The following is a 25092-nucleotide window of genomic DNA, read 5'->3' on the forward strand; positions in this document are numbered from 1 at the left end:
AAATTTGCGATGTTTGCTGCATTGAAACAGAGCAAATTATTTGGCGATGCTTTCTGGGCTTTGTTTGGTCAGGCGGCCTCGGCCTTAGCCTTGCTAGTGGGTACGCGCTTATTGACCGAATTGGTTAGCCCGGCGGTATACGGCCAAGTGGCCTTGTTGAACGGTTTTGTCGCGCTGGGTGTAGCGGTGTTTTCCTATCCGTTTATCTGCGCCGGCATGCGGATGGTCACGGAATGCGAAACCGCCGGCCAGCGCAGCGGCTTGCATGCCGCCGTCGCCGGTTTGACACTGCAAGCCACTATGTTGGCGATTGGTTTGCTGGTGTTGGGTGGCTTTGCTTACGGCTATTTTGCCGATGCCAGTAACGTGTTGTTTTTGCTGACCGGCGTGTTGTTGGCGATGACGGTGCAGCGCGAACTGGGCATACAGTTGGCGATAGGCGAGCGTAAACAGCGCCTGGCTAGTCTTTGGCAAACCAGTGACAGCGTGTTGAGGCCGGCTTTGGCGATAGCGCTGGTCTGGTGGTGGGGCGGCAATCCGGAATGGGTGTTGCTGGGTTACATCCTGGCCAGCTTGCTATCCAATCTGATTTGGATCGTGGTGAAGCGTCGCAACACGGTGCGGACGTCAGCGACGGCTAGCCGGTCTTTTCGGCGTGAAGTCTGGGTCTACGCCTTGCCCTTGATTCCGATGGAATTGATTTTCTGGATCAACGGTCTGGGCGATCGTTATGTGATCGGTTATTTGTTGACTGCTGCCGACGTCGGTTTGTATGCCGCTACTTATTTGATCGTCAACGAGGCCTTTAACCGCAGCGCGATGGTGCTGCTGCGCACCTTTCAGCCTGCCTATTTTCAAGCTTTCTCAGCACAGCAATTGCAAAAGGCCTTTTCGATTTTATGGGTCTGGATAACCAGCGTCGCTGCCCTGGGTGCGCTTGGTTTGTTGCTGTTACTGCTGACTAAGGATTGGGTGGCTTCATTGGTCTTGGCAAAATCCTATCACGCTGCGGTGGATTTAATGCCGGCCATGGCGCTGGGCTGTGCTTTGCATGCCTTGGGTACGGCGCTGGCGCAACCGCTGCTGGCGTACAAACATACCAAAACCTTGTTGAAAGGACGCTTGTGCGGCGCGGTAGCGGCGGCGATTACTATTCCCGTGCTGGTCAGCCAATACGGTTTGCCCGGCGCGGCCTGGGCCAATCCGGTTTATTTCGGCATCGAAGCCGTGGTATTGGCAATCTTGGCAAAACCTTGGCAAGCCGACCGCCGCGCCAAGTCCGAAACGATTCAAACATTGAGACAACAACCGCTCGCGGCGGATGCTTAAAAGTGACAACGGTGAACACGATGACATACGCAACAATGACAACAGAAATCTATGGCGAAGTGCTGCGCGCCTGCGTAGCTTGCGGCGCGGAAAAAATCGGTTTTTGGCGGGAAAAAGACTATCTGTATACCGATAGCGCCAGCAGAAAAGCCTTCCGGATTTACCGCTGTGCCTGTTGTGGTACCGGATTTTTGAATCAACCGCCGCATCGGCAATGGTTGCAAGCCATCTATCAATACTCCGGGCAGGCGTTGACGCAAGCGATTACGCTGGACGAAGTGATGGGCCGCGAGGCGGCGTTTCCTAACTGCACCGTCGATGCCAAGCGCATGGCGCTGCAAGCCGACCAGTTGAACAAATCCGGCAATCACCGGGCTTTGGACATTGGTTCCGGGTTTGGCTTTTATACCCGCGCCCTGCGCTTGTTGGGTTATCGCACCGTCAGCATCAATCCCGGCCAGTATGAAAACCGGGTGTTCCAGGACTTAAACGGCGACGAACCGTTACCGATCATGTTCGAGCAGTATCAGCCCGAGCAGGTATTTGGCGTGGTAGTGATGTCGCAAGTGTTGGAACACATACTCGAACCGGACCGCACTATTGCCAAAGTGGCCGATCTGCTGGAGAGCGGCGGCGTGCTGGCCTGTGCGGTGCCTAACTATGCGTCGTTTTTGGTCAAACTGCTGGGTACCAAGGAGAACGCCTGCTTGTGGGTGCCGGAACACGTCAATTACTTTACCGAAAAAGGTCTGAAAAGTTTGTTGGAGCGGCACGGCTTGCGGGTGGTTAAAACCGAGCAAGTCACCCGGATTCAGTACAACGCGCTATCCAGGCGCTTGGGCCTGACCGGCAGCCTGGCCAAGCTGGCCGACACCTTGGTGAAGTATGCGCAAATACCGTTTGCTGGGTTAATGGATACCTTGGGTTTGGGCATTTACCTGAACGTCTACGCGGTGAAGCGATAAGCCATGTTGACCGTCGTTATTCTGACCCAAAACGAGGAAGCCAATCTGCCGCGCTGTTTGGCCGGTATCCCCGAACGCTACCCCATCGCGATTGTCGACTCCGGCAGTACCGATAACACGCTAACAATTGCCCAAGAGCGGGGCTGCGCGATTCATCGTAACCCCTGGCCGGGTTTTGCAGAGCAACGCAATTTCGCGATTCGTCAATGCGGCATAGACACGCCGTGGATTTTGTTCGTCGATGCCGACGAAATTTATCCGCAGGCCTTTTACGACTGGTTTGAAGCTAAATTATCCGAAACTCACAGTATCGACGTGTTGATGGTGCCTTCGGTGTTGTATCTGCGTGGCAAACGCTTGAACCAAGCGCCCGGTTATCCCATTTATCACCCCCGACTGGTGCGCCGCGAGACTACCCGGTTTGTACGCAACCACACCGGGCATGGCGAAGCGGTGTTGGATAGCTGCCGGATAGGCTATTCCGATATTCCTTACGAGCATTATTTTTACCACGGCGAAATTATCGAGTGGATGCACAAGCACGTCGGTAAGGCTGCGCAGGAAGTGCAATTGCAACCCACCGCCGGGGCGGTGATGACCACGCGCGGCCGCTTAAGTGTTTTGCTGGGACGCTCCTGGCTGCGCGTGCTGGCGCGGTTTGTTTATCACTATTTGTTACGCGGTGGTTTTTTGGATGGTGCGGCAGGGTTGGAGTTTGCGCTGATGTTTACTTGGTACGAAGCCACGATTTATTTGCAAGCAAAAGCCGGTAACTGGGCGAGGAGTGCGGTATGAAAATTTCGTTGGTGTTGGCAACCTTGGGCAGGGACGCGGAAGTCTTGGATTTTTTGAAATCGCTGCTGTTTCAGACCTATAAAAACTTCGAGCTGATCGTTATCGATCAAAATCGCGACGGCAAGATCGACGCCATTTTGGACTCTTACCGAGCGTTGATGGACATCAAGCATGTCAAAGTGCAATTCACCGGCAACGCCCGGGCCAGGGATTACGGTATCGGTTTGGCGCAAGGCCGCATCGTCGCGTTTCCCGACGACGATTGTGCCTATGACCAGGATGTGTTGGAAAAAGTGGTCGCGGAATTTAAGCAGCGCGCAGATTTGGCCATTCTGGTGGCAGGTTCCTACGACTTTTCCGCGACCCGGTTCAGCATTGGCGTAAATAGCCACAAAGCCGGCTATTTCAATCGCTTTCGGATGATGGGCGTGGAGTTTACTCAGTTTTTTGATCTGCAACGGGTCGATAGGCAGCAGTTTCATCTGGATCACGATTTTGGCATCGGTTCCAAATATTCCGGTGCCGAAGGTTTTGAGCTGCTGTACCGCTTGCTGCGCGCCGGCGGCAATGCGTTTTACACGCCGGAGATCAAGATTTTTCACGCTAACAAGGATCATTACACACTTGGCACGGCCAGGATGTTGATGTATTCCACCGGCATCGGCGCTTATATCCGCAAGTTTACCAATCAGCATGATGTGTTCATTTGGTATTACATCGTCCGCAAGATGATGGTCGCGCCGGTGTTGAAAATGGCTTTGGCGCTGCTCACCGTCAATCCGCAAAAACTGGCGTATTCGTTTTACAACCTGGTCGGAATCTGGCGCGGGTTTTTGACCTACGGCAAATCGGAAAAATGTATTTAAAGACTGTTTCAGGAGAAATGAAATGGATGTAGGTATTGTCACGACGCATGTGCCGCCGGCCAAAGGCTATGGCGGCGTATCGGTCACTTGTGGCGTGTTGACCAAAGCTTGGGCGGAGCGCGGCCACAACATGGCGCTGGTCGCCGCCGACGAGTCGATAGACGGTCGCTTGCGCGCCGAGGATGTCAAGCTGGGCAAGCAAGTCGATGTCAGGCTGTACCGCTGTTACAGCTTTCGACGCTGGGGCTTTGGTTTGGGCGCCATGCCAAAGATTTTCAAGCTCTGTTGGCAGGCACCCCGGATCTATATCCACGGCATTGCCACCTGGCCTTCCACGCTGGCGGCACTGTTTTGCGTATTGCTGCGCCGGCCTTTTATGGTAGCGGTACACGGCGGTTTGATGCCGGAACATGTGGCGCTGATTCGACGGCAGAAGCCGCATAAATGGTTGTTTTATAAGTGGCTGACGTTTCCGACCTTGCGCCGGGCCATTGCGGTGCATTGCACCAGCGATACCGAAGCGGTGGGCGTCACCGACGTGTTGGGGCCGGACGCCAAGGTTTTATTGGTACCCAACGGTATCGACAGTCGCGAGTTTCAAGTCGCCGGCTATCCGGGAGGCGAGGGCACTCAATTGTGTTTTCTGGGTCATGTGCAGCAAGAAAAAGGCATCAATGCGTTTATCCGGGCTTGGTTAAAAACGCGCCGGCCAAATGACCGTTTGGTGGTCGCCGGCCGCAGTGTCGATGGTGCTTATTTTGAAGAATTTCAAGCCTTGTTGGCACAAGCAGAAGGTGCAATCAGTTACAAAGGCTATTTGCCGGTTGCCGAAGTGAAGCAGTTGTTGGCCGACAGTCATTTCCTGGTGTTGCCGTCCGGTTTGGAAGAAACCGGCGGTATGCGCGAAAATTTTGGCAATGTGGTTGCGGAGGCCATGGCAGCCGGTCGACCGGTGCTGGTCGCGAAAGGTTTGGCTTGGGATCATTTGGCAATGTATGGCGCCGGTTTGGTGTTCGAGCGCAATGAGGCTTCGGTTTGTGCGGTGTTGCGGCAAACGCAAGTGGTGACTCAAGCGACTTGGCAAGACATGGCGCTGCGTAGCCGTGAATATGTCGAACAGCAGCTGGACCCGGTTAAATTAGGCGATAAAGTCTGGAAAGTGATGACAAAAGCCGATCACGTTAAATTGCCGCAGTCCTTAATAGAAGGTTCGTCTTATGAATAAAAAAGTGGGTCTGATCGTGCCGACTCTGAATGCCGGCGAGCTTTGGGAATCGTGGTTACAAGCCTTTGCCGCACAAACTGTGAAGCCTGATTATTGGCTGCTGATAGATTCCTCATCCGCCGACCACACAGTGGCTTTGGCTCGCGACGCGGGTTTTGAGGTGCAAGTGATAGCCAAGTCCGAGTTTAATCACGGCGGCACCCGGCAATTTGGCGTGAACCGGCTGGCGGATGCCGATATTCTGGTGTTTTTGACTCAGGATGCCTTGCTGGCCGAGCCAGAAGCCATCGAAAACTTACTGGCGGCATTTACAGACGACAGCGTCGGCGCGGCTTACGGCCGGCAATTGCCACACCGCAATGCCGGGCCTATCGGTGCCCACGCCCGTTTATTCAATTATCCGCCGCAAAGCCAGTTGCGCGGCTTGCAGGATAAGGCGCAATTCGGCATCAAGACCGTGTTTATTTCCAATTCGTTTGCCGCGTACCGGCGCAGTGCGTTGTTGGGAGTGGGCGGGTTTCCGCTGAATACCATCATGAACGAAGATACTTTTGTGGTCGGCAAGATGTTGCTAAACGGCTGGAAAGTGGCTTATTGCGGCGATGCCGCTGTGTTTCATTCCCACGATTACGGATTTGCCGACGAATTTAAGCGCTATTTCGATATTGGCGTTTTTCACGCTCATACGCCTTGGTTGCAGCAGACCTTTGGCGGTGCTTCCGGCGAAGGCTGGCGTTTTGTCGTGTCGGAGTTGAAGTATCTATTGAAAAATGCGCCCTGGCTGCTGCCTTCGGCCTGTTTGCGCACCGGTCTGAAATGGCTGGGCTATAAAATGGGCGGGGGGATGCACGCTAGAATGCCGCAGAGCTTGAACAGACGCTTTAGTTTGCATAAAGCTTATTGGGCGGGCGCTATTTCTGAAAATAGCCTTAACGGCAGATCGTAAATCGATGATTTCCTCATGACGACTAAGCCAGTATTTCCGCGGAATAACGGCAAAACTGGTTCTAAAATTAATCCAATCTTCATCTTATCCTAATCTAAATTACAGTTTTTCTTCATCTTGACTCTGTAGATTCCTAACCAACATTGTGTTTTTCCGGTCAGAACCGGTTTTTTTTGTTTATTGTACGTAGGCGTCGCGCCGGTATGGTTCAGCAAAAATTCGGAAAAAAATACAAGGTTGGATGTGCAAAAGACCGACAGGGTCTTTCACCGATAGAGCGGGGATAACAGCAACATTTGTTATCAATTCTTTGAGTTTGAAGAGTAGTGCCCGGATGTTTAGGGAATTTGATTAATTACGTTATGGAGTTTCATCTTGATTTCTGAAAAGCATTCATTTGATAGTTGTTTTGAGGTTTTTTTAGCTGACACGCCTGAAAGCAAACGCATTCATTACAACCTCAGATACCAAGTTTATTGCGACGAAATGGGGTATGAGGACAAAGAAAATTTTCCGGAACAAATGGAGTTCGACGAATGGGACCGCCATTCCGTGCATTTCATGGTTCGGCACCGATACACCGGGCAATGGTTGGGCGCGTTACGCTTGGTTTATCAGAACCAAGCCGTTTTCCCTTTCGAAGCCAAGTGCGTTCCCGACCAGCCTATAACCCCTCAGCAATACCAACAATCCATAGAAATATCCCGCCTCTGCGTATTGAGAGAAGCCAGACGCTTTGCACCGAGGGCTTTTCCGCAACAGGAGCAAGACGCTGAACAAGTTGCCAAGGACAGCGGTAACATCCGTTATCTGCATACCATTAAAAATCAGACTCGCAGCATTATGTGGGGTTTGTATCGGGCGGCGGTTGTCTACTCGGCGCGGAACGATATTAAACAGTGGTACATATTGGTAACGCCGTCTTTGGCTTACGCGGTTAAGAAAGAGGGGTTTGAAATGCAACAGGTAGGCGGCGCCTGCGACCATCGCGGTCAGCGTATTCCTTATGCATTGGATGTTGAGCATATTCTTGCCAATCCTTTGTGGCAAAAAGATTATCAGTTGGATTACCGCAAATATTCAGAACTGCTAGAGCAATCGGTGGCTAAGCGGCAAAGAGCTTAAAGTATCGGCGCGCGATCATGCCCAGTTTCAGATACTAAGCGGTTTGCAGGGCAACTTTATCGCATCCAAAAAAAGCCCGGTTTGCGCTGGCGATCTATTAAATCTGGGCGGTGCGGCTGCCGGATTGGAGTAAGCTGCTAGTGTCGGTATTGATGCCGTACACCATAGCGCGAAAACAGCCCTAAGTCATGCGGCAGCGGGCGTGTCTGCGTTGTTTAAACCCCCCGCGCCGCTTATTCCCGGAAACTTCCCTCTTCTGAAAGCCATTAGGTCGCGGCTCGTCGTTAAGCCTTTACTTTCCCCGTTCCTCTAAAGCCAGACCGAGTAGGCTTGAGCTGTTTAATTAGCGCCAGCCCAAAAGAACCACGCGCCTCAAACCGAAAACTTGATGCCTCAGGTCCAGCCGTACCGGGAATCTACATAAGATAGAGCCCGGACATAAACAATCCATTTTGAATTTGCCAAGGCTGCCGGCCACCGTTGCAGACACTGTGCAGCCGTTTTTTTGGTGGGCGTTTTTCTGTCCTATTCCAGCAGCTTACGGTAAAGTTGCAGAGTCAAACTGATATACTGGCTTTCGTCTGTCTCAGCTTAGCTATCTGCTGTTCCGGGTCGGAAACCTACGTCATTATTATAAAAACTATATTAGCCAGGATTATTTATGGAAGCTTATTTGCCCATGATTCAAAGCATACTGTCGGATTGGTATCGATTTACGCTGGAAAACCAGGAATATGCCGGCGCTTTAGCGCTTGCCGTGTGGTTGCTGACGGCAATGTTTTACAGTATCAGGATTTATTTTTTAAAAAAAACCAATGCCATCAATTTAAAAGCGCGTCTTGCCTTGCAAGCCGATTTCGATGCGGCGCAACAGCAACAGCAAGCCTTGCAAGAGCAATTGACTGCCAATACCGAGCAGCTGGAAGCTGCCAAAGCCATTGCTGATAATGAAACGCAACGGGCTGCCAGTCTGGAAGAAAAACTGGTACAGGCAAATCGGCAGGTAATCGACAGCGTCAAAACCTTGGCCACCAGTTTTGAATTGACCGAGCCGGCCTTACCGGCTGCTAACGATCTGCAATCGACCGAATTGTGGCCACGCTATTTCGCGCTTACCGCGCAAATTACCGAACGCTTTAAAGCCGAACAACAAGGTAAAACCGAGCTGCAACTGGCCCTGTGGGCGGAAACCTCCAAAGTCGCTGAAAAAGACGCGCTATTGGGGCCGCTCCAATTACGTTTGGAATCGCAAACCGAACAGTTGAATAAACTGGAGTTGGCGGTGGAAGAGCAAAAAATTCTGCGCGAACGCGAACAAGCCAACGCGGAAAAACTGCTGGCGGAAGCCCAGGCAAAACATCAAGCCGAACTGGCACGTTACGCTGACTCGGCCAAACATTCGGCCGCGCCTGCGCCTGTGTACTCGCAGCCGGTATCTCAACCCGAGCCCAAAGTAGTTATCAACGAAGCTCCCGCCGTTATCCATCCCTCGCCGGCTGTTGTTGCTGAACCTGTTGTGATTCAGGCGCCTTTAGAGCCGCCAAAGCCAGTGGAGCGTGAAATTGCGCAGGTTGTAGATAATCCGAAACCTGTAGTTGCCGAGCCGGCACCGGCGAAACAGTCGTCCGTTGATAAATTGGCCGAAAAAAGCGGCGGTTTCGGCAAGTTCAAGCAAATGTTGAACAACACCATGCAGCAAATGGCCAAGTTGGATCAAAAGCTGGGAACACAGACAGAAGTTGCTGCCGAGGCTATCCGGGAAGAGTTGGAAGAGGTCGCCGCACCTGTCGTGGAGGCGGCCGCTGAACTTAAGGAAAATGTGGTGGAAATCGCGGAAACTGCCGCGGAAGCGATCAAAGAACCGGCCGCCGGCGTTGGCGGTAAGCTGAAAGGTTTATTCGGTAAAAAATCGGCAGAGCCTGCCGTTGCGCCTGAGCCGGTAGCATCGGAACCCGAGCCGATTCCCGAAGCAGTTGCCGCAGTCGAGCCCGCCAAGCCTGCCGGGTTAAAAGGGCTGCTTAAAAAGTGGAAATGATAGTTTCCGCTGTTTAAACATCAGCCGGGTGAGCGTTGTTTGTCCGGCTGATCAATCTGTCTGCGTATTCCAATAAATCCGCCAACGATTCCTGATTCTAAACTGCAGGTACTCCAAATCGAAGCCCACCGTTGGCAGTGATCGGCCAAAACTCACCTTGCCTCAAGGAACGAAACTTTCAATGGTAAATGTCCAGCAAAAGCGGGTGTAGGGTGAGTTACGAACCGCACTAATCGCGAACGATACGCTTCACACTGTTCAGCACATCCTATGACCCAGGTCTTGCGTAGCGTTGATGCAGCGTTAGCGGAATCGAGAGTGTTGACCATCCGTCATCAGACTAACCTCGCCAAATTTTAAGGGTGTTGGCCTTCGACTCCTCGATTCCATCGAGGCTACTTGCTGCGCCGCCATGCGTAAGCTCATTCACCTGGCTTTCGCTATCTTGAAATCCGGGAAACCTTTTGATCCTGATTTTTCGCTTGCATGAACGGGGTTAAAACGGTATCTATCTGGCTTCATTGAGAAACCCAAGCTTGATTAGCCGCAGCTTTACTACGGTTCGCGAAACCTGGAACATTTTCATCAGAGGAGCTGTTACTTTATGAAATGTATCGATATTGCATCGCTGGTCATCTAAATACAGCAACCCGAACCCGCGATCAGAGAGCTCATATCTCTGTGCTTGCCAAAATACCTCTTTCTCAAATTGTTCTTTTGGCAATAACAAGCATGAGGCAAAGTAATTTGCTTGCCACTCCAAACGGCGAATATCTTTTAAGTCGATGGCATCGAAATCATCAATGGCTATATCTTCTTCATGGCAACTTTCTCGCGCCATAAACTTGCCATGCTCCAACAGATAGTGACCTAGCTCATGAGCTAGTGTAAACCGAGTTCGTTCGTTTGTTGACGCCTGATCATTGTCGATGGAAATAATGTCTGGTCCAAACGCAATCTGGCCGAGGACTCCGCTGGGTAGGTTTGCGTTTGTCTTCACAACAAGCGTCGAATTTACTTTTAGGTAATCACAAATAGAGTTAATTGAGACAACGCCTGACACGTACTCTATTTCAGAAAGAATGGCAACAGCCCGACTTTCTACCTCTTCCCTCTCCAGATATGGCACGCACAAGCGAGATTCCTTCGTTGATTGCTCAACTGCTGCAAGCGCTTTGAGGAAATCTGGATCAGCGTCGGTTCGAGCTAAAGAGGAAAAAAATTGGTTTGATGAAACTGTATATGTATCGTTTACACAACCATAAAAATCAAAATACCTGCTACCGAAAGTCTCATCATGGAGAGCTTGATAACTATTGGACCGTTCCGATGAAGCAATCGAACTTGACGCCATACTTGACGGAGAACGGGTAAGCACCCATTCCAGCCGCTCTTTACTAAAATACCTAAGCAGGCCAATCCCTTTTGACCTAGAGAATTTGAAGGCTCCATCTTGAAAAGAATTTGTAGATACAATAATTCCTTTAGCACCCGCACCCGATATTTGTTGTATTTTAGTAAAAAACTCCTCTGCGTCGTCAACGGGTACGCTGTGACCATAGTTTTTACATTCGATAAGAAACAACAATGAATAACATTCTTGTCCCGGAAGTGTTACTTCGATAGAAACGTCAAAGATTATGTTCTTCTCTCGATCTTTCGAGTAATACCCTTTCTTCCGAAAAATCTTACAAAATTCGCGTTTCGAAAAAAAGCAGTCCTCGGCAATCTGGCTTTCAAATACTTCGAAAACCTGATCTTCGAGTTTATCGCCCTTCTTCGTTGTATCCATGAGTTCTCAGTTTCCCTTGCCAGCCCAACAAGGAATTAGATAGTTTCCGTATAGCTACCGAAAAACGCTCTCCGGCACGATAATTTATTGATCTGCATATGATCTTCCTTTTGTATATTACTCGACGGAGAAATGATAGGCCGCAACGGGTCGGCTGTGACAGTTCGTGACTTCCAAAAACCTAAATCACTACCCGCATAATCCTATCGAGTTTAGTGGCCGACCATTCATCGGAATAGATGGTGGTTTCCAGTCTGAATAGCCAATCCGCCTAAACTTCCGGCACAAAAAAGAACGGGCTGCCTTCGTGGCCTGCGTGCTGTAAGGGGGCGTATTGTGGCATTTGTTCGAAACCGCCGCGAGCCGCCGATGCACGTACTTGATTGGCGACATCCCGGAAGATGTCGTAATCTTCAATGATGCGTTTGTTGCCGCGCAATACTTTCAAAAACGCATTGGCGAACACCGAATGGTCACCGCCACCCTGGTCCATAACCGGTTTCACCCCGCCGGAAGTCAGCACGGTGCGGGCTTTGCGGCTGTTCATGGCTTTTAACCAGCGTTCGCGCTTGGCATCGTCCATACCTTCCGGCAATTTGGCCACCGCCGAACCGGTCAACGCGCCGGAGTAGCAGGAATCGGCCACTACCATAATGTGCTTGGCCGGCATGATGCTCAAAAATTCGGTGATGCTTTGGCTGGAAATCCAGTTGGCGCTATTGCCGGTTTCCGAATCGACCGGCAGCCAATAGGCGGTCTGACTTTTCTTGTCGATCTCGCCGTGGCCGGCGTAATAAACCAGCAAATTATCCTGTTCGGTGAGTTTTTGATTCAGTTCGTTGAACGCCGACATGATCGTGTGCCGATTGGCATTGATCAGCAATTTGGTTTTAAACCCGTAGCGCTCGCGTAACAATAGTTCCAGGCTTTTCGCGTCGGCGATGGGTGTTTTTAGTGACGGATAAGCGCCGTACTCGTTATTGCCGATGATGATTGCGTAGAATTTGCCGAATTGAATGTCACCCGAGCGCTTGATTTCACTGCTATTGCTGCTTGGGAATACCTCCTCGGCCGCATTGCCGGACGCCAGCAGGCGCAGGCTCAAGTCGCTGCTTTGATTGCGTTTGTCGGTGGCAACGATGCGCACCAAGGTTTCGTCGCCTTTCAAGCTAACATCGGTTTCAAAACGGCCGTTAGCATCGACTTTTATCGCTTTGTCGTTCAACAGCAAGCGGCTCAGGCCGGTCGCCGCATCGATTTTGCCGACGATGCGTTTGCTGCTCTCGCCCAAGCCAAATTGAATGCTGGGAATACCCCGAGTGACGGTGACGGCGGGTTCCAGCAATTCGATATTCGGACCGTTGCCCGAAGCCACCACGTTGGATGATTGTTGCTGTAATTTTTCTTTCAGCGCGGCAATCTCCTTGGCTTGCTGTTGCAAGGCCTGCTTGCGCAAATCTATTTGATTTCTGTCCAGTTTGTCCTGTGAGGTCAGCCAGCCGGTCAGTTCGGCAGATTGTTTTTGGTAGGTTTCGATTTTTTCGTTGAGCTTGTTTTCGATGTCGTTGGTTTTACTTTCGACAGCTTTAGCGCTGGGGCTTTGCTGGCGCGCCGCTTCCAGTTCGCGTTTCATACGCTGTCTTTCCTGGCTGAGAGATTGCGTCAAGCTGCCCAATTTGGCTTGTTGGTCTTTTAATTGGCTTTCCTTTTCGCGCAATTGTTTTTCCAGCGATTCGATGTCGCTGGAGCCGCCGGGCGTGGTGGATTTTTGTTGTTGTAGTTTGTTACGCAAGGCTTCCAGCTCGTCTTGAGCCTTACGCAAACTCTCTTGTTGATCCAGGGTTTGCTGGCGGGTGCTTTGCAATTGCTCGCGCAGTTGTTCCGCTTCCCGGCGGGATTCGGCTACTTCGCTGCGCAAGGTGGCCAATTCTTCGCTGTTGGCGATGGCTTGGGCGTTGACGGCGGGCGCGAACTGGATACCGGCGTCTTCCAGGCCGGCCGATTTGCGATACCAGCGCAGCGCGGTTTCCTTGTCTTCTGTAACGCCCAGACCTTTTTCGTAAAGATGGCCCAAGTTCAATTGTGCTTGCGAGTTACCTTGATTGGCGGCTTTTTCGTACCACTGCGCGGCGGCTTTGTAGTCGGCTGGCGTTCCCAGGCCTTTTTCGAAAATTTCGCCGACATACAGTTGGGCGGCGGCATCGCCTTCCTGGGCTTTGGGTAGCCAGATATTTAAGGCGCTGGCGTAATTGGCGCGGTCGTAAGCGACATATTCGCCGCCGCGGACTTCACAATCGGCAGCGGTCGTGCGGATGGGGCGGCGGGCGCTGAGATAAGTCATTTGCGAGCCTAGCTTGCGTACCTGTCCGGGCAGTAGGCAATCGACGACAAACAGTTTGCTGGTGTCGGCCACGATATAGCCTTCGGTGGCCTTGGCCATTTCCTCCTGGCTGACGTCGCGGGCGCAGGCGGACATTAAAATGCCGCCAATTGCCAATGCCAGCGTACGGTTCAATACTCTTTGTGTCGCCATGGTGTGCCGCCTCGAATGATTGATTTTATCCGGCAACCATAGCAGAAATCCGCTAGCCCGCAAATGGCTAGGGCAGGTGGTCCAGGCGTTTTAGCATATGCGGCCAAATGTCTTGCCAGCCATGGCCGTGATCGGCATCGACGATTTGTACGTGGCTGTTGGGGCGTTGCTCCAGGGCTTGTTGGAATAATGCCGGCGGAATGTTGTTATCGCGCTGGCCCAGCAGATGCCATTCCGCGATGCCGGGTTTGACGGCGCGCTTAGCCGGGTTTAATGAGTCATGCAAACGCTGGTAGCCGTGATGATCGGCCCAAATATCGATGTCGTAATTCCCCGCCAGAGTCACCAACACGACGGTTTGCGGCAAGCGCTCGGCTATCAATAGTGCCAACGTGCCGCCGCCGCTGTGGCCGATCAACACCACTTCGCTGTAACCGTTTAGCGTGCAGAACTGTGTTAATGCTTGGGTCATAGCCGCTACCACGCTTTCGCTATAGCGGGCGCCGGTCCACAAGCTTTGCGAGCAGCCGGGGTCGCCGGCGTGGCCGTTGTAGCATGGCCGTCCCAGGTATAAAGCTGGCTCGGGGTCGGAAGCCATTAATGACAGAACGGTAGCTGTGCGGGTAGTGGGGTCAGAGGCTGGAAACAGTCCACGTTCCCAAGGGCGACCATCACCTTCGAGATAAACATGCAGGCGTTTACCGGCGGATGGTGGTAAGTGGGTAAACGATGTCAGTTTGAATCCGGCGGCTTCAGACTCCAAGGCCTGAAAGCCGAATGCCGTGGCTTGCTCATGTAGGCGCATGGCCGGGGTACTGCAAGCTGCCAGGAAAAGCAGCAGACTCAGTTTAATCAGCAAATGTAGCCGCTTGACAGGCATGAGGTACAGGCGATTTTGAATAGACCACGCTGCTTGCGGGGCTTGCAGCGTGGTCAGGAAGCTTGGTCGTCCGGCAATCGACCGTTTGCCAGGTTGTTTAAAACGACAGCCGCAAGCCGCTGGAGAAAGCGTGGTTTGAAACGTTTGCCCGGTCGATGATGGTGTTGTAGGCCACGAAAGCGGACATGCCGTCGGCAAATTGGCCGGCCACGTTAAATCCCAATTGCATGAAATCGCGGTCCGGATTGTCGGAACGGATATTAAAGCCGGCATTGTTTTGCACGAAGCGCACGACGCTGACTTGGGCGTTATAGCTGGATTCATGTACCCATTCGGCATTGACTTGCGGCACGATCACGCCCCAAGGCAAGCTCCAGGCATACGAAGCCCTGGCGCCGGCTTTGGTCAGCATGGATTCTATGTTTTGTTTGCCGTAGCTGGTGCCGAAGCTGGAGCCACCTGTTTCGCGGTAGCCGTCCACTTCGGTTTTGGCGTAGTCGAAACCGATATAAGGTCCGACCACTACCTTGTCGATGTGGTAGTTATAACCCGCGCCCAAGCTGGAGGCATACTGCATGCCCGAGGTGCTGCCTTTTGCCGAGGTGTTGAAAAAGCTCATTGCCCGCTCGGATTCGTAATCGATGCCGCCGACACTGGCCAGCGCGTCGATATAGAAATCCTGAATATTCAAAGTGCTGTATAGCGAGCCGGTATAGGCTGCGGTATAAAGTTGGCCGGCGCGGTTGTTGAAATCGGCTTTGTTGTGAGCGTTATTAAAGGCCACCCCCACAAAAAAATTATCGGTGAACGCATAATCCGCACCGACCGTGACACCTTGATTGTCGAAGCTGTAACCCTGTTCGTTGGCAGTGCGGTTCCGGCTACCAAAACTGCCGTCGATATTGCCGTATAGGCCCAGGCGTTGAAATATTTCCGGTAGTTCATCGCCGCTGCCGCCGCCGATTTTGGTACCGCCCAGGTTGATGCCGCCCGCATTGCCGGCGCGCAAGGTGGCGATGCGGTCCATCACGCTGCTGAAATTCGCTCGCGAAGTGGCAACCGTGGTGGCTGCAATCGTATTGATCTCTTCAGGGGTGATTTGATCGATAACATCGGCTTTGGCAGCCGCGCCCAGGCCGGCGATTCTGGCGCAGTCGCTGATAACAGCACTGCTGGTGGGTGAGGCGCACAAGCTATTAATTGCCAGAGAGGTCGCGCTGGCGTTGGAGGTGGATTCGATAATTTGCGATTGGGAAATGACTGCGCCACCGCTGCCGGCATAGCTAATCAATCTTGCACTGCCCGAGCCGGTGCCGGTGCCGGGAATGATCAGTCCCGAGTCGCCGACTATCAGTAACACATTGCCCGTGTCGCTGTTTATATTGGAACCCGCGATAGCGTCGGTTGATGCAAACGGGTAGTTTGCCAGCGCGACAGTATAGCTGCCGGGGCTCAAGGGGTAGTCGTTAATCAGCGAGTTAAAATTCGGAGAAACGCCCGCCGCGCCGCAGTCTATTTGGTTACAACCGTCGTCGTTCTGAGTGAGTACGGAGAGGCTGGTAAAATTGCCGGTGCCGCTCAGCAGGAAAATATAGGGGTCCGTTGTGGGGCCGCTGGTGGCAATATCGACCAGTGTGGTTTGTGATAGCGAGAAGGGCAGGTAGCCCACCGATCCCGCCCCGGAGCCGGTTAAATTGAATGTGCCGCTCGCGAATTCCACGCCTGCCGCGAGTGGCGACGCCAGCAGCAACGTCACTAACGAGCCTGCGGTTAGGGATTGCCGTTTGTTCAATCGTGCAACAGCGGTTTTAGAGCAGAATAGTTCAAAAAAAAACAGTGATTTCATGAGCATTTATTCCAAATAATTTTTGCAACTTATTATAGATGCATGTTGATGTTTTCAATAGTAATTAAATTTTTCTGGAGATTCGGTGTCGGCCAATCGCGCTTTTTCTTATTGAAGCGTGGTCAGTAAATTTCTGATGACCGTCGGGTTTGGGAGAGCTCAAATGCAGCGGTGGCGAGAATTTGTCGGACCTGGACGGGATTTATCCCGGTCGATTTTGGGGCTTGGCGGTTTTTAGACCATCAAGGGCAATTGCAGCGACACGAACAAGCTCTTCGGCTAAAATCCTTACACTTTCCCTGACTGTCGTTTGCCATGTCCAGATTTGAGCTCGCATTGAAAGCCTTTCAGCAGGCTCAACTAGCCTATGAAGATTTATTGGCCGTAGCGGCCGCGTTAAGCGCGGAACCCGAACCGGTTTTAGATGCGGCTCGGCAATTTTTGGAAAACGAATATCGGAGCGGAAACATTGGCGCGGATGTTTATCGCGGTTTGCAATCGGTCATGCAAGACGAAACCCGGTTTGTCGACGACCAAACCCAAATGGCGCCTTCACGGGTCTCCGCTCCAGACGATGCAACCAGCATAGTTTCGGCGCCGGCTACGGCGACGACGATACTGCCGGTTTCACCCGCTACGCAAACACCTACCCTGACGACCGAATCCTTGCTGCAAGGCTTGGATCCCTCGCAGCCGCGCGCCGAGCTGACAGTCGGGAGTACCTTGAAAGGTCGTTTTGTGCTCGAAGAGTTGCTCGGGGTGGGCGGCATGGGTATGGTGTTTAAAGCCACCGACTTGCGCAAAGTAGAGGCCTCGGATAAAGAGCCTTTCGTCGCTTTAAAGGTGTTAAACCAGGATTTTCAATTCAATCCGATGGCGCTGGTGGCTTTGCAGCGGGAGACCAAGCGCGCGCAAACCCTGTCTCACCCCAATATTATTAAAGTCTACGATTTTGATCGGGACGGCACGCACGTGTTTATGTCGATGGAATACCTGCAGGGTAGGCCGCTCAGTCATCTGATACGCGAGCATGTCGACAGCGGATTACCCTTCAAAAAAGCCTGGCCTATCATCAGTGCGATGGCAGAAGCCTTGGCGCATGCGCATAAGAAAAATATCGTGCATTCCGACTTTAAACCGGGGAATGTGTTTGTCAGCGACGACGGCGAAATCAGGGTGCTGGATTTCGGGATTGCTTGCGCCATTGGCCGCAGCGAAACAGACGGTCACGACGCGACGATTTTTAATGCGCGGTCGCTGGGCGCTATGACTCCAGCCTATGCCAGTTTGGAGCAACTGCAAAATAGCGATCCCGATCCGCGCGACGATATTTATGCCTTGGCTTGCATCACTTACGAACTGTTGAGCGGCAAGCATCCGTTTGGCCGGTTATCGGCGGAAAAGGCCACGGAGGTCAATCTACAGCCCAAACCCATTGCGCAGCTTAAACGCCGGCAATGGAAAGGATTGCAAAAGGCTCTGGCTTTTAGGCAGGAGGATCGCTGCGCCACTATCGACGAATTTTTAGCGGCTATCGGACCGCATACGTCGGTCTATTACGGACTGTGGTCAACGGGTGTGTTGCTGGCTTGTTTGATCGGGTTGAACGTCTATTGGACTCTCAATGAAAAGCAAACCGCTACCGAAGTGGTAAAGGTCGCTGTTGAGCTCAATCCGGAGCAAAACCAAAAAATTAAGGATTTGCTGGAATTGGCGGATATTCATTTTGATGTCGGTTACCTCACCGCGCCGACCGGCAGCAATGCGTTCTGGGCTTATCAGGAAGTTTTGAAAATTGATCCATACAACAAAGCGGCCATGGATGGCATCAATAAAATTGCCGATACGCTGGAACAGCAGGCGTGGGAGTTTTACGAAAAGAACGACCGCTCGGAGGCTTTGAAAAAAGTACAGGAAGGTTTGGAAGTCAACCCTGTGCACAAGGGCTTACAGAGTTTGCGAGATAAGCTCAGGTTTAATTGATTTAGTTTTCCGATCTTTGCGGAGGGATTTTCAAAGAGCGGTGAATCTGGGGGAAGAGGTGTGTTTACGCAGATTATCAGCAGATAATTCTGCAAGTAATTCTGATTGGGCTATTTGTCGCGGCTAAGCCTGCTAAAGCCGGTCTGTGACCGAGTTTAGCAGGATGAAAGCGCAGCTTAGTGTTGATTATGCAGCTTTACGGCGGCGAGACATGGCGATGCCAAACAAGCCCAGCCCGGTCAAGGCCAAGCTTGCTGGTTCGGGTACAGTATTATTTGGTTGGGTCACAACGCGAATTTTGTTTTCAATCGCGGCTGCGTAAGCAGTCGCGTTAGCAACGCCAATGTAAAAGCCTTGAGTTGGGAAATTGTAAGGTGAGGTTGTGTCGCAAGGACCCGGGTAGCAAATGCTGTTTTGCAGATAGGCAGTATCCACCCCGCTACCAATGCCTTCGATACTGATGTTATCCACGCCGGCAGCAATCAAATTATTGCGCGCGGTAATTGCGGTTGCTTCGTTGCTTGTGACTCCGTCTGTTGCAAAATTTACGTAAGAAAAATCGATATTCAAAGTAGACGCCGCCAGAGTGGTTCGCATGGTGTCGAATGCCGCTGTAAAGTTTGTGCCGCCACCACTATAACCTAGGTTGGCGATACTCGTGGCCAGTGATGTGCGGCTGGCCGCGTCTGTGACGAGGAAGTTTTGAATGTCCGCGGTCGCAGAGCTGCTAAATGTCACGACAGAGATTTCATAGTTGCTGTTCAGCGGAATCAAATTATTAACAGCGTTGGATAATCCAGCTTTGATGATATTCCAGTTTGATGAGCCAATGCTGCCTGATTCGTCGAGAATAAAGCCAAGTTGGATGGTGCCGGCATTGGCTGAGCTGGACGCAAATGCGCTTAGTGCGAAGGTAGCCGCCATTGACGCAGCCAAAGTGAGTTTGCGGATTTTTCTCATGTGATCTCCAAAAAGTGTTCCATTCAAGTTAACTCCCCAGCAGTTCGGAGCGTTTTTACCTGGCAAAGCGTTTTCGTTGGACGAGTCCCGATTGCTAGGTAGTGTCTCTTAGTTGGGGGAAAGCAATTCATAAAAAGCAAGTATTGGGCCACCTTATTATTTTCAATAATTTGCACTTGAACGGATTGTTCGACGTATTTTTTTTGTAAAAAAAATCGACACTATTTTAGGGGGCGGACTATCGATTGGTTTTAGATTTCAAGACCGGAAGTTCGATGGTTTTCAATTTGTTGTTTTGAAATAAATAAAAGACTTGCCGTGCCGGTTGCAAGGCAAATTAGTAAATTGGCAAACAGGTGGTTTTTTTGATGATCGGTGGCCTCCTGGTGCAGGTGGATATTTAAGGGGTTGGCGCGGATGACATGCTAGAATTCGGCGCATTATGACTTCCTATTCGCCGATTACCAGTGGCTTCTCAATTATTCCCAGTATCCGATGATGCAACGCCCGCGCGACTGCGGGAAATTCCTTATAACTACACCTCGTTTTCCGATCGCGAGATCGTAATTCGCCTGCTGGGCGAAGACATGTGGTGGGTGCTTGAGTCGCTCCGCGACGAGCGGATCACCGGGCGTTCCGCACGGATGCTTTACGAAGTGTTGGGCGATATTTGGGCGGTGCAGCGCAACCCCTATCTCGAAGACGATCTGCTCGATAACGCCAAGCGGCGGCGCGCCTTGCTGCAAGCCTTGCGGCATCGTTTGGGGCAGATGGAAGGCCGACAAACCGAGTTGGAAAGCCAGCACGCCGAGCGGGCCGAGCGCGTGGGACAATTGATCGCCGCGGCCCATCAGGCGGTGAATGAATTCGAAGCGCATTTCGAACGCACTGCGCAACTGCGCCGCAGCGTGCTGACGTTGTTGTCGCAGTACACTCGTAAAGATAATATCAGCTTCGACGGCTTTGCCAGAGTTAGTCACGTTACCGATGCCACCGACTGGCGGGTGGAATATCCGTTCGTGGTGCTGTATCCCACATCGGAAGATGAAGTCGGGCATTTGGTGCGCGGCTGTATCGAACTGGGCTTGACCATCATCCCACGCGGCGGTGGTACCGGTTACACGGGTGGTGCGGTGCCGCTCAATGCTTATTCTGCGGTGATCAACACCGAAAAGCTGTTGGTGATGGGGGCGGTCGAGCGACATACGCTATTACCGGGCGTGGAGTGTTCGTATGCGACGATTTACACCGGCGCCGGCGTCGTCACCCGGCGGGTAATGGAAACCGCCGAACAGGCCGGTTTGGTGTTCGCCTGCGATCCAACGTCTGCGGATGCGTCCTGCATCGGCGGCAATATCGCGATGAACGCCGGCGGTAAGAAAGCCGTGCTATGGGGAACCGCGTTGGACAATCTGGTCTCCTGGCGGATGGTGACGCCGGACGGCAATTGGTTGGAAGTCGAGCGGCTGAATCACAATCTAGGCAAGATCCACGAACAAGACAAAGCCGGGTTTTTGCTGAAACGTTTCGATGCCAGCGGTAAGCAATTGCTGGGTGAGGAAACGCTGGAAATTTCCGGCAGCTTTTTCCGCAAGACGGGGCTGGGCAAGGATGTCACCGACAAGTTTCTCGGCGGTCTGCCGGGGATTCAAAAAGAAGGTTGCGACGGCATTATCACCTCCGCACGCTGGATTCTGCACGAAATGCCGCCTGTCAGCCGAACGTTTTGCCTGGAGTTTTTCGGGCAGGTACGCGAGGCGGTGCCTTCTATCGTCGAAATACGCGATTATCTGGCGGATTTGCCGAAAGAGGGCGCTAGCCGGGTGATGCTGGCCGGTCTGGAACATCTGGACGAACGCTACGTGAAAGCAGTCGGTTATGCCACTAAAGCCAAGCGCCATGGCCGGCCGAAAATGGTTTTAATCGGTGACATCGTCGGCGACGATGAAAACCAAGTCGCGATGGCGGCGTCCGAAGTGGTGCGCATATGTAATGCGCGCGGTGCCGAGGGCTTTATCGCCGTGAACCCGGAAACCCGCAAGAAATTCTGGCTGGATCGCGGCCGCACCGCAGCGATTGCACGGCATACCAATGCCTTCAAAATCAACGAAGACGTGGTGATTCCGCTGCCGCGCATGGGCGATTATTGCGACGGCATCGAGCGCATCAACATCGAATTGTCACTGAATAATAAATTGCGCTTATGCAGTGCCTTAATTGAACTGCTGGGCGGCGACTTGCCGCTTAGAGCCTACGAAGAAGGCGTGAATAAAGCCGAATTGTTGGACGAGCGTCGGGCCTTGGCGTTGGATGCGGTAGACACGGTAAAGCAGCGCTGGCAATGGATTTACGATAATTTGGATTTGCCGTTGGCCGAAGCCGAAAAAGCCTTCGCGTCACAAGGTATCCAGGCCGGCGAACTGAGCAATCGTGCCGTCGAGCCGATTTTGTTTCATCGCTTGCAGGATTATTCGTTACGGGTGTCGTGGAAGCTGGAATTGCTGCCACGCTTGCGGGAAATTTTCGAAGGCGATAATTTCCGGCCCATCGTCGAGCGCATCGAGGCTTTGCATAAAGAGGTGCTGCGCGGTCGCGTATTCGTGGCTCTGCACATGCACGCCGGTGACGGCAACGTGCATACCAATCTGCCGGTCAACTCCGATCATTACGAAATGCTGCAAGAAGCCAATGCCGCCGTGGCGCGGATCATGGCCCTGGCGCGTTCATTGGGCGGGGCGATTTCCGGCGAACATGGTATCGGCATCACCAAATACGAATTCTTGACCGAGGACGAGTTGGCGGATTTTCATGCCTATAAAAACCGCATCGATCCGGAAGGGCGTTTTAATCGCGGCAAGTTGATGCCGGGTGCCGATTTGCGTTCGGCTTATACCACGTCGTTTAGTTTGATGGGTTTTGAGTCCTTGATCATGCAGCAAAGCGATATTGGCGCGATTTCCGATTCGGTGAAAGACTGTTTACGCTGCGGCAAATGCAAACCGGTCTGCGCCACGCATGTGCCGCCGGCCAATTTGTTGTATTCGCCGCGCAATAAGATTTTGGCGACTTCATTATTGATCGAAGCGTTTTTGTACGAAGAACAAACCCGGCGCGGGATTTCGATTACCCATTGGAAGGAGTTCGAAGACGTCGCCGACCATTGTACGGTCTGCCACAAATGCTTCAATCCTTGTCCGGTGGACATCGATTTTGGCGATGTATCGATGAATATGCGCAATCTGTTGCGCAAGATGGGCAAGCAAAGTTTCAACCCGGCCAAGACCATGGCGATTGCTTTCTTGACTGCGTCCAGTCCGAATACGGTTAAGGCGATGCGCACGGCGATGATTGATTGGACCTACAAGGCGCAACGCATCGGCAATACGCTGTTAAAACCGTGGAGCAAAGCGCAGATCGCGCAGCCGCCTGCCACGGTCGGCAAGCCGCCGGTGCGCGAGCAGGTGATTCATTTCATGAATCGGAAAATGCCTGGCGATTTACCGACCAAAACCGCGCGGGCGTTACTGGACATCGAAGACGGGCAAATCGTGCCCATTATTCGCGATCATGCCAAAACCCGCACCGATTCCGAAGCCGTCTTTTATTTTCCGGGTTGCGGTTCCGAACGCTTGTTTTCGCAGGTTGGATTGGCGACCCAGGCGATGTTGTACGAGATTGGTGTGCAAACTGTGCTGCCCCCTGGCTATTTGTGTTGCGGCTATCCGCAACGCGCCGGCGGGCAGTTTGATAAGGCGCAGAAAATTACCACTGACAACCGGGTGTTGTTCCACCGGGTAGCCAATACCTTGAATTATCTGGATATTAAGACCGTGGTGGTCAGCTGCGGTACTTGCCAGGACCAGTTGCAGGATTATGAATTCGAGAAAATATTTCCCGGTTGCCGCCTGATCGATATTCACGAATATCTGCTGGAAAAAGGCGTGCGGTTGGAAGGCGTGAATGGCGCGCGTTATCTCTATCACGACCCGTGTCATAGTCCGTTCAAGCAGCAAGATCCGATCAAAGTGGTCAATCAGTTGATCGGTGCGCCGGTTGCGAAATCAGAGCGCTGTTGCGGCGAGTCGGGCACTTTGGCGGTGGCGCGGCCGGATATTTCCACGCAGATTCGTTTTCGCAAGGCGGAAGAATTGCAGAAGGACACGGCTAAATTACGGTCAGACGGCTACGACGGCGCGGTGAAGATGTTGACCTCTTGTCCCTCGTGCATGCAAGGTTTACAGCGGTTCGAAGACGAAGTCGAGCAAATGGAAGTCGATTACATCGTCGTGGAAATCGCCAAGCATGTGCTGGGTGAAAACTGGATGACCGGTTATTTGGATCGGGTGAGCAAGGGCGGTGTTGAGCGGGTTTTAGTGTAGGGGAATATTGTTGAGGGCGGCCGACTGATATTTCAGTCGGCTTTGCTATAAAGACGAAAGCCCTCTTTGCCGCAAAGGCTGTGCTTGCCCAATCTTCGATGATGAGGGATGTACTTATCTTCGGACAACAAAAAGCCGCGATAAATCGCGGCTTTTTAAATTTGGAGCGGGAAACGAGACTCGAACTCGCGACCCCGACCTTGGCAAGGTCGTGCTCTACCAACTGAGCTATTCCCGCAAAATATAGTAATGGAGGCTGCGACCGGAATCGAACCGGTATATACGGCTTTGCAGGCCGCTGCATAACCATTTTGCTACGCAGCCTTTATAAGGACAATAAAAAAGCCGCGATTTGCCGCGGCTTTTCAAATTTGGAGCGGGAAACGAGACTCGAACTCGCGACCCCGACCTTGGCAAGGTCGTGCTCTACCAACTGAGCTATTCCCGCTTGGCTTACTATCCTGCGTATTATAAAAAGATATTTTTTTGTGTCAACAGTTATTGCAGGTTTATTGCCGAAGTCCAGGCTTTTCGGCCTTGGCATTCGCCGGATTCAGTGATCTCAACTTCCGCCCACAGAACATTTTTGTCGGTGGTGTCAGCTTGAGATTGAATCAGTTTTACAGGAGTGTTAAGCGGCATGTGTTTGCAAGCGCCGTCGCGGTCATTTTCTTCGGTATCATCGTAAGCGGCCATGGAGCCGGGAACGGAGACCAATCTTACAGTTGCATTTGGGTCATAAGTGTTGGGGCTTTTCAACACGTAGTTCTGACCGGGAACCATGGCTTTGGCTTGGTGAACAGGCAATTTGGCATCGGAGCCACCACCAAAAATCAAGGCGACCAAGACCAGCGCCGCAGCGCCCACGCCGCCAAAAAATACTTTAGGATTGGATTCTTTTAGTGCCAACAGGTTAGCGACAATATTTCCGGCCGCATCTTTTGCCGCTACGGCGGAATCAGCGGCTAAACTTGTTTCCGGTTGCTTAGGCTCTTCAGCTTGATTTTGGGCTTCAGTCTCGTTGTTGTTTTCGTCAAGGCTCATGCGATGTTTCCTCTTAAGCTAGTTATTATTATGGTTAAGTGGTTAAAGTTACCACGCCGTTCGAACATTTCAAGCATTCATTTTTTTAGTCATTGGGTCGTATCTTAAGGGGAACTGTAGCAAAAATGAACAGGCTGGGATAAAAAAGCTAATTGGATCGCTGGTTTGCTGTCTTTGCATGGGGGTGGTCGATGTGATTGTCCTGTTCGGAGTTGCCGGTTTATATCTGGATTCTTTGACAGTGCTTGTTGTGGTACTCGGGGCTGTGATGATAGGAGTGAGATCTTTTTGGTCTGATCATGAATGCGATTTTTGCTTTGACTTGTTCTTTTTGGAGGCTATCTCGAGGGTGTGTTTTTCGACTAATCGGGAGTTGGCTAAGGTTGTGG

The 25092-nt window shown here is 52.1% G+C and carries 16 protein-coding genes and 3 tRNA genes; 10 read left to right on the plus strand and 9 right to left on the minus strand.

What is annotated here, in order from left to right:
• Positions 1 to 9 precede the first annotated feature (9 nt).
• The 8 genes from QLH52_RS02885 to QLH52_RS02920 all read left to right on the plus strand — a co-directional run bounded on the left by QLH52_RS02885 (position 10) and on the right by QLH52_RS02920 (position 9286).
• Entirely contained in the window at positions 10 to 1329 is a 1320-nt protein-coding gene (locus QLH52_RS02885) for a lipopolysaccharide biosynthesis protein (RefSeq protein ID WP_319960481.1), read from the plus strand.
• A 20-nt stretch (positions 1330 to 1349) separates the two neighbouring features.
• Positions 1350 to 2294 carry a class I SAM-dependent methyltransferase gene (locus tag QLH52_RS02890; RefSeq protein WP_319960482.1) on the plus strand — a complete coding sequence of 315 codons (945 nt, stop codon included), beginning with the start codon at positions 1350 to 1352 and terminating at the stop codon, positions 2292 to 2294.
• A 3-nt stretch (positions 2295 to 2297) separates the two neighbouring features.
• The gene (locus tag QLH52_RS02895; RefSeq protein ID WP_319960483.1) at positions 2298 to 3089 is read left to right on the plus strand and encodes a glycosyltransferase family 2 protein; all 792 of its coding nucleotides are present in this window, start codon (positions 2298 to 2300) and stop codon (positions 3087 to 3089) included.
• Positions 3086 to 3955 carry a glycosyltransferase family 2 protein gene (locus tag QLH52_RS02900; protein ID WP_319960484.1) on the plus strand — a complete coding sequence of 290 codons (870 nt, stop codon included), beginning with the start codon at positions 3086 to 3088 and terminating at the stop codon, positions 3953 to 3955. Before QLH52_RS02895 ends, QLH52_RS02900 begins: the two co-directional genes overlap by 4 nt.
• A gap of 22 nt (positions 3956 to 3977) precedes the next feature.
• A complete protein-coding gene (locus tag QLH52_RS02905) occupies positions 3978 to 5180 on the plus strand; it encodes a glycosyltransferase family 4 protein (RefSeq protein WP_319960485.1) in 1203 nt (400 codons plus the stop codon).
• The gene (locus QLH52_RS02910; RefSeq protein WP_319960486.1) at positions 5173 to 6126 is read left to right on the plus strand and encodes a glycosyltransferase family 2 protein; all 954 of its coding nucleotides are present in this window, start codon (positions 5173 to 5175) and stop codon (positions 6124 to 6126) included. Before QLH52_RS02905 ends, QLH52_RS02910 begins: the two co-directional genes overlap by 8 nt.
• Before the next feature lie 375 nt (positions 6127 to 6501).
• Complete coding sequence (locus tag QLH52_RS02915; RefSeq protein WP_033157138.1) at positions 6502 to 7251, plus strand: PEP-CTERM/exosortase system-associated acyltransferase; 750 nt, start codon at positions 6502 to 6504, stop codon at positions 7249 to 7251.
• 661 nt (positions 7252 to 7912) lie between these two features.
• On the plus strand, positions 7913 to 9286 hold the full coding sequence (locus QLH52_RS02920) for a hypothetical protein (RefSeq protein ID WP_319960487.1): 1374 nt from the start codon (positions 7913 to 7915) through the stop codon (positions 9284 to 9286).
• A gap of 508 nt (positions 9287 to 9794) precedes the next feature.
• Here the strand turns inward: QLH52_RS02920 and QLH52_RS02925 are convergent.
• The 4 genes from QLH52_RS02925 to QLH52_RS02940 form a co-directional block, all read right to left on the minus strand.
• Positions 9795 to 11078: an ImmA/IrrE family metallo-endopeptidase gene (locus tag QLH52_RS02925; protein ID WP_171696439.1), complete on the minus strand. Its 1284-nt coding sequence runs from the start codon at positions 11076 to 11078 to the stop codon at positions 9795 to 9797.
• Between the two features lie 271 nt (positions 11079 to 11349).
• Positions 11350 to 13611 carry a caspase family protein gene (locus QLH52_RS02930; protein WP_319960488.1) on the minus strand — a complete coding sequence of 754 codons (2262 nt, stop codon included), beginning with the start codon at positions 13609 to 13611 and terminating at the stop codon, positions 11350 to 11352.
• 67 nt (positions 13612 to 13678) lie between these two features.
• Positions 13679 to 14470: an alpha/beta fold hydrolase gene (locus tag QLH52_RS02935; RefSeq protein WP_319960489.1), complete on the minus strand. Its 792-nt coding sequence runs from the start codon at positions 14468 to 14470 to the stop codon at positions 13679 to 13681.
• Positions 14471 to 14588: 118 nt separating this feature from the next.
• Positions 14589 to 16337, minus strand: a complete 1749-nt coding sequence (locus tag QLH52_RS02940) for a DVUA0089 family protein (RefSeq protein WP_319960490.1) — start codon at positions 16335 to 16337, stop codon at positions 14589 to 14591.
• Between the two features lie 315 nt (positions 16338 to 16652).
• Between QLH52_RS02940 and QLH52_RS02945 the strand changes: the two genes are divergently transcribed.
• Complete coding sequence (locus QLH52_RS02945; RefSeq protein ID WP_319960491.1) at positions 16653 to 18320, plus strand: serine/threonine-protein kinase; 1668 nt, start codon at positions 16653 to 16655, stop codon at positions 18318 to 18320.
• Between the two features lie 186 nt (positions 18321 to 18506).
• Here QLH52_RS02945 and QLH52_RS02950 read toward each other — a convergent pair whose 3' ends face one another.
• Positions 18507 to 19280 carry a VWA domain-containing protein gene (locus tag QLH52_RS02950; protein ID WP_319960492.1) on the minus strand — a complete coding sequence of 258 codons (774 nt, stop codon included), beginning with the start codon at positions 19278 to 19280 and terminating at the stop codon, positions 18507 to 18509.
• A 467-nt stretch (positions 19281 to 19747) separates the two neighbouring features.
• On the opposite strand from QLH52_RS02950, the gene QLH52_RS02955 reads away from it, so the two are divergent.
• Positions 19748 to 23659 carry an FAD/FMN-binding oxidoreductase gene (locus QLH52_RS02955; RefSeq protein WP_319960493.1) on the plus strand — a complete coding sequence of 1304 codons (3912 nt, stop codon included), beginning with the start codon at positions 19748 to 19750 and terminating at the stop codon, positions 23657 to 23659.
• Between the two features lie 162 nt (positions 23660 to 23821).
• On the opposite strand, the gene QLH52_RS02960 is transcribed toward QLH52_RS02955, so the two are convergent.
• The 4 genes from QLH52_RS02960 to QLH52_RS02975 all read right to left on the minus strand — a co-directional run bounded on the left by QLH52_RS02960 (position 23822) and on the right by QLH52_RS02975 (position 24703).
• Positions 23822 to 23897, minus strand: a tRNA-Gly gene (locus QLH52_RS02960).
• 12 nt (positions 23898 to 23909) lie between these two features.
• Positions 23910 to 23983 (minus strand) — tRNA-Cys (locus QLH52_RS02965).
• A gap of 48 nt (positions 23984 to 24031) precedes the next feature.
• Positions 24032 to 24107: transfer RNA gene (locus tag QLH52_RS02970), tRNA-Gly, on the minus strand.
• Positions 24108 to 24157: 50 nt separating this feature from the next.
• Positions 24158 to 24703, minus strand: a complete 546-nt coding sequence (locus QLH52_RS02975; protein ID WP_319960494.1) for a hypothetical protein — start codon at positions 24701 to 24703, stop codon at positions 24158 to 24160.
• Between the last annotated feature and the right edge of the window lie 389 nt (positions 24704 to 25092).

This window comes from Methylomonas defluvii, from assembly GCF_033949435.1.
Classification (GTDB): Bacteria; Pseudomonadota; Gammaproteobacteria; order Methylococcales; family Methylomonadaceae; genus Methylomonas; species Methylomonas defluvii.

What these genes read in the sequence shown, in the direction of transcription:
- QLH52_RS02910 (WP_319960486.1), top strand. Translation starts at nt 5,173, where the DNA reads ATGAATAAAAAAGTGGGTCTGATCGTGCCGACTCTGAATGCCGGCGAG.
- QLH52_RS02930 (WP_319960488.1), bottom strand. Translation starts at nt 13,611, where the DNA reads ATGGCGACACAAAGAGTATTGAACCGTACGCTGGCATTGGCAATTGGC.
- QLH52_RS02900 (WP_319960484.1), top strand. Translation starts at nt 3,086, where the DNA reads ATGAAAATTTCGTTGGTGTTGGCAACCTTGGGCAGGGACGCGGAAGTC.
- QLH52_RS02975 (WP_319960494.1), bottom strand. Translation starts at nt 24,703, where the DNA reads ATGAGCCTTGACGAAAACAACAACGAGACTGAAGCCCAAAATCAAGCT.
- QLH52_RS02905 (WP_319960485.1), top strand. Translation starts at nt 3,978, where the DNA reads ATGGATGTAGGTATTGTCACGACGCATGTGCCGCCGGCCAAAGGCTAT.
- QLH52_RS02940 (WP_319960490.1), bottom strand. Translation starts at nt 16,337, where the DNA reads ATGAAATCACTGTTTTTTTTTGAACTATTCTGCTCTAAAACCGCTGTT.
- QLH52_RS02885 (WP_319960481.1), top strand. Translation starts at nt 10, where the DNA reads ATGTTTGCTGCATTGAAACAGAGCAAATTATTTGGCGATGCTTTCTGG.
- QLH52_RS02925 (WP_171696439.1), bottom strand. Translation starts at nt 11,078, where the DNA reads ATGGATACAACGAAGAAGGGCGATAAACTCGAAGATCAGGTTTTCGAA.
- QLH52_RS02890 (WP_319960482.1), top strand. Translation starts at nt 1,350, where the DNA reads ATGACATACGCAACAATGACAACAGAAATCTATGGCGAAGTGCTGCGC.
- QLH52_RS02920 (WP_319960487.1), top strand. Translation starts at nt 7,913, where the DNA reads ATGGAAGCTTATTTGCCCATGATTCAAAGCATACTGTCGGATTGGTAT.
- QLH52_RS02950 (WP_319960492.1), bottom strand. Translation starts at nt 19,280, where the DNA reads ATGAGAAAAATCCGCAAACTCACTTTGGCTGCGTCAATGGCGGCTACC.
- QLH52_RS02895 (WP_319960483.1), top strand. Translation starts at nt 2,298, where the DNA reads ATGTTGACCGTCGTTATTCTGACCCAAAACGAGGAAGCCAATCTGCCG.
- QLH52_RS02945 (WP_319960491.1), top strand. Translation starts at nt 16,653, where the DNA reads ATGTCCAGATTTGAGCTCGCATTGAAAGCCTTTCAGCAGGCTCAACTA.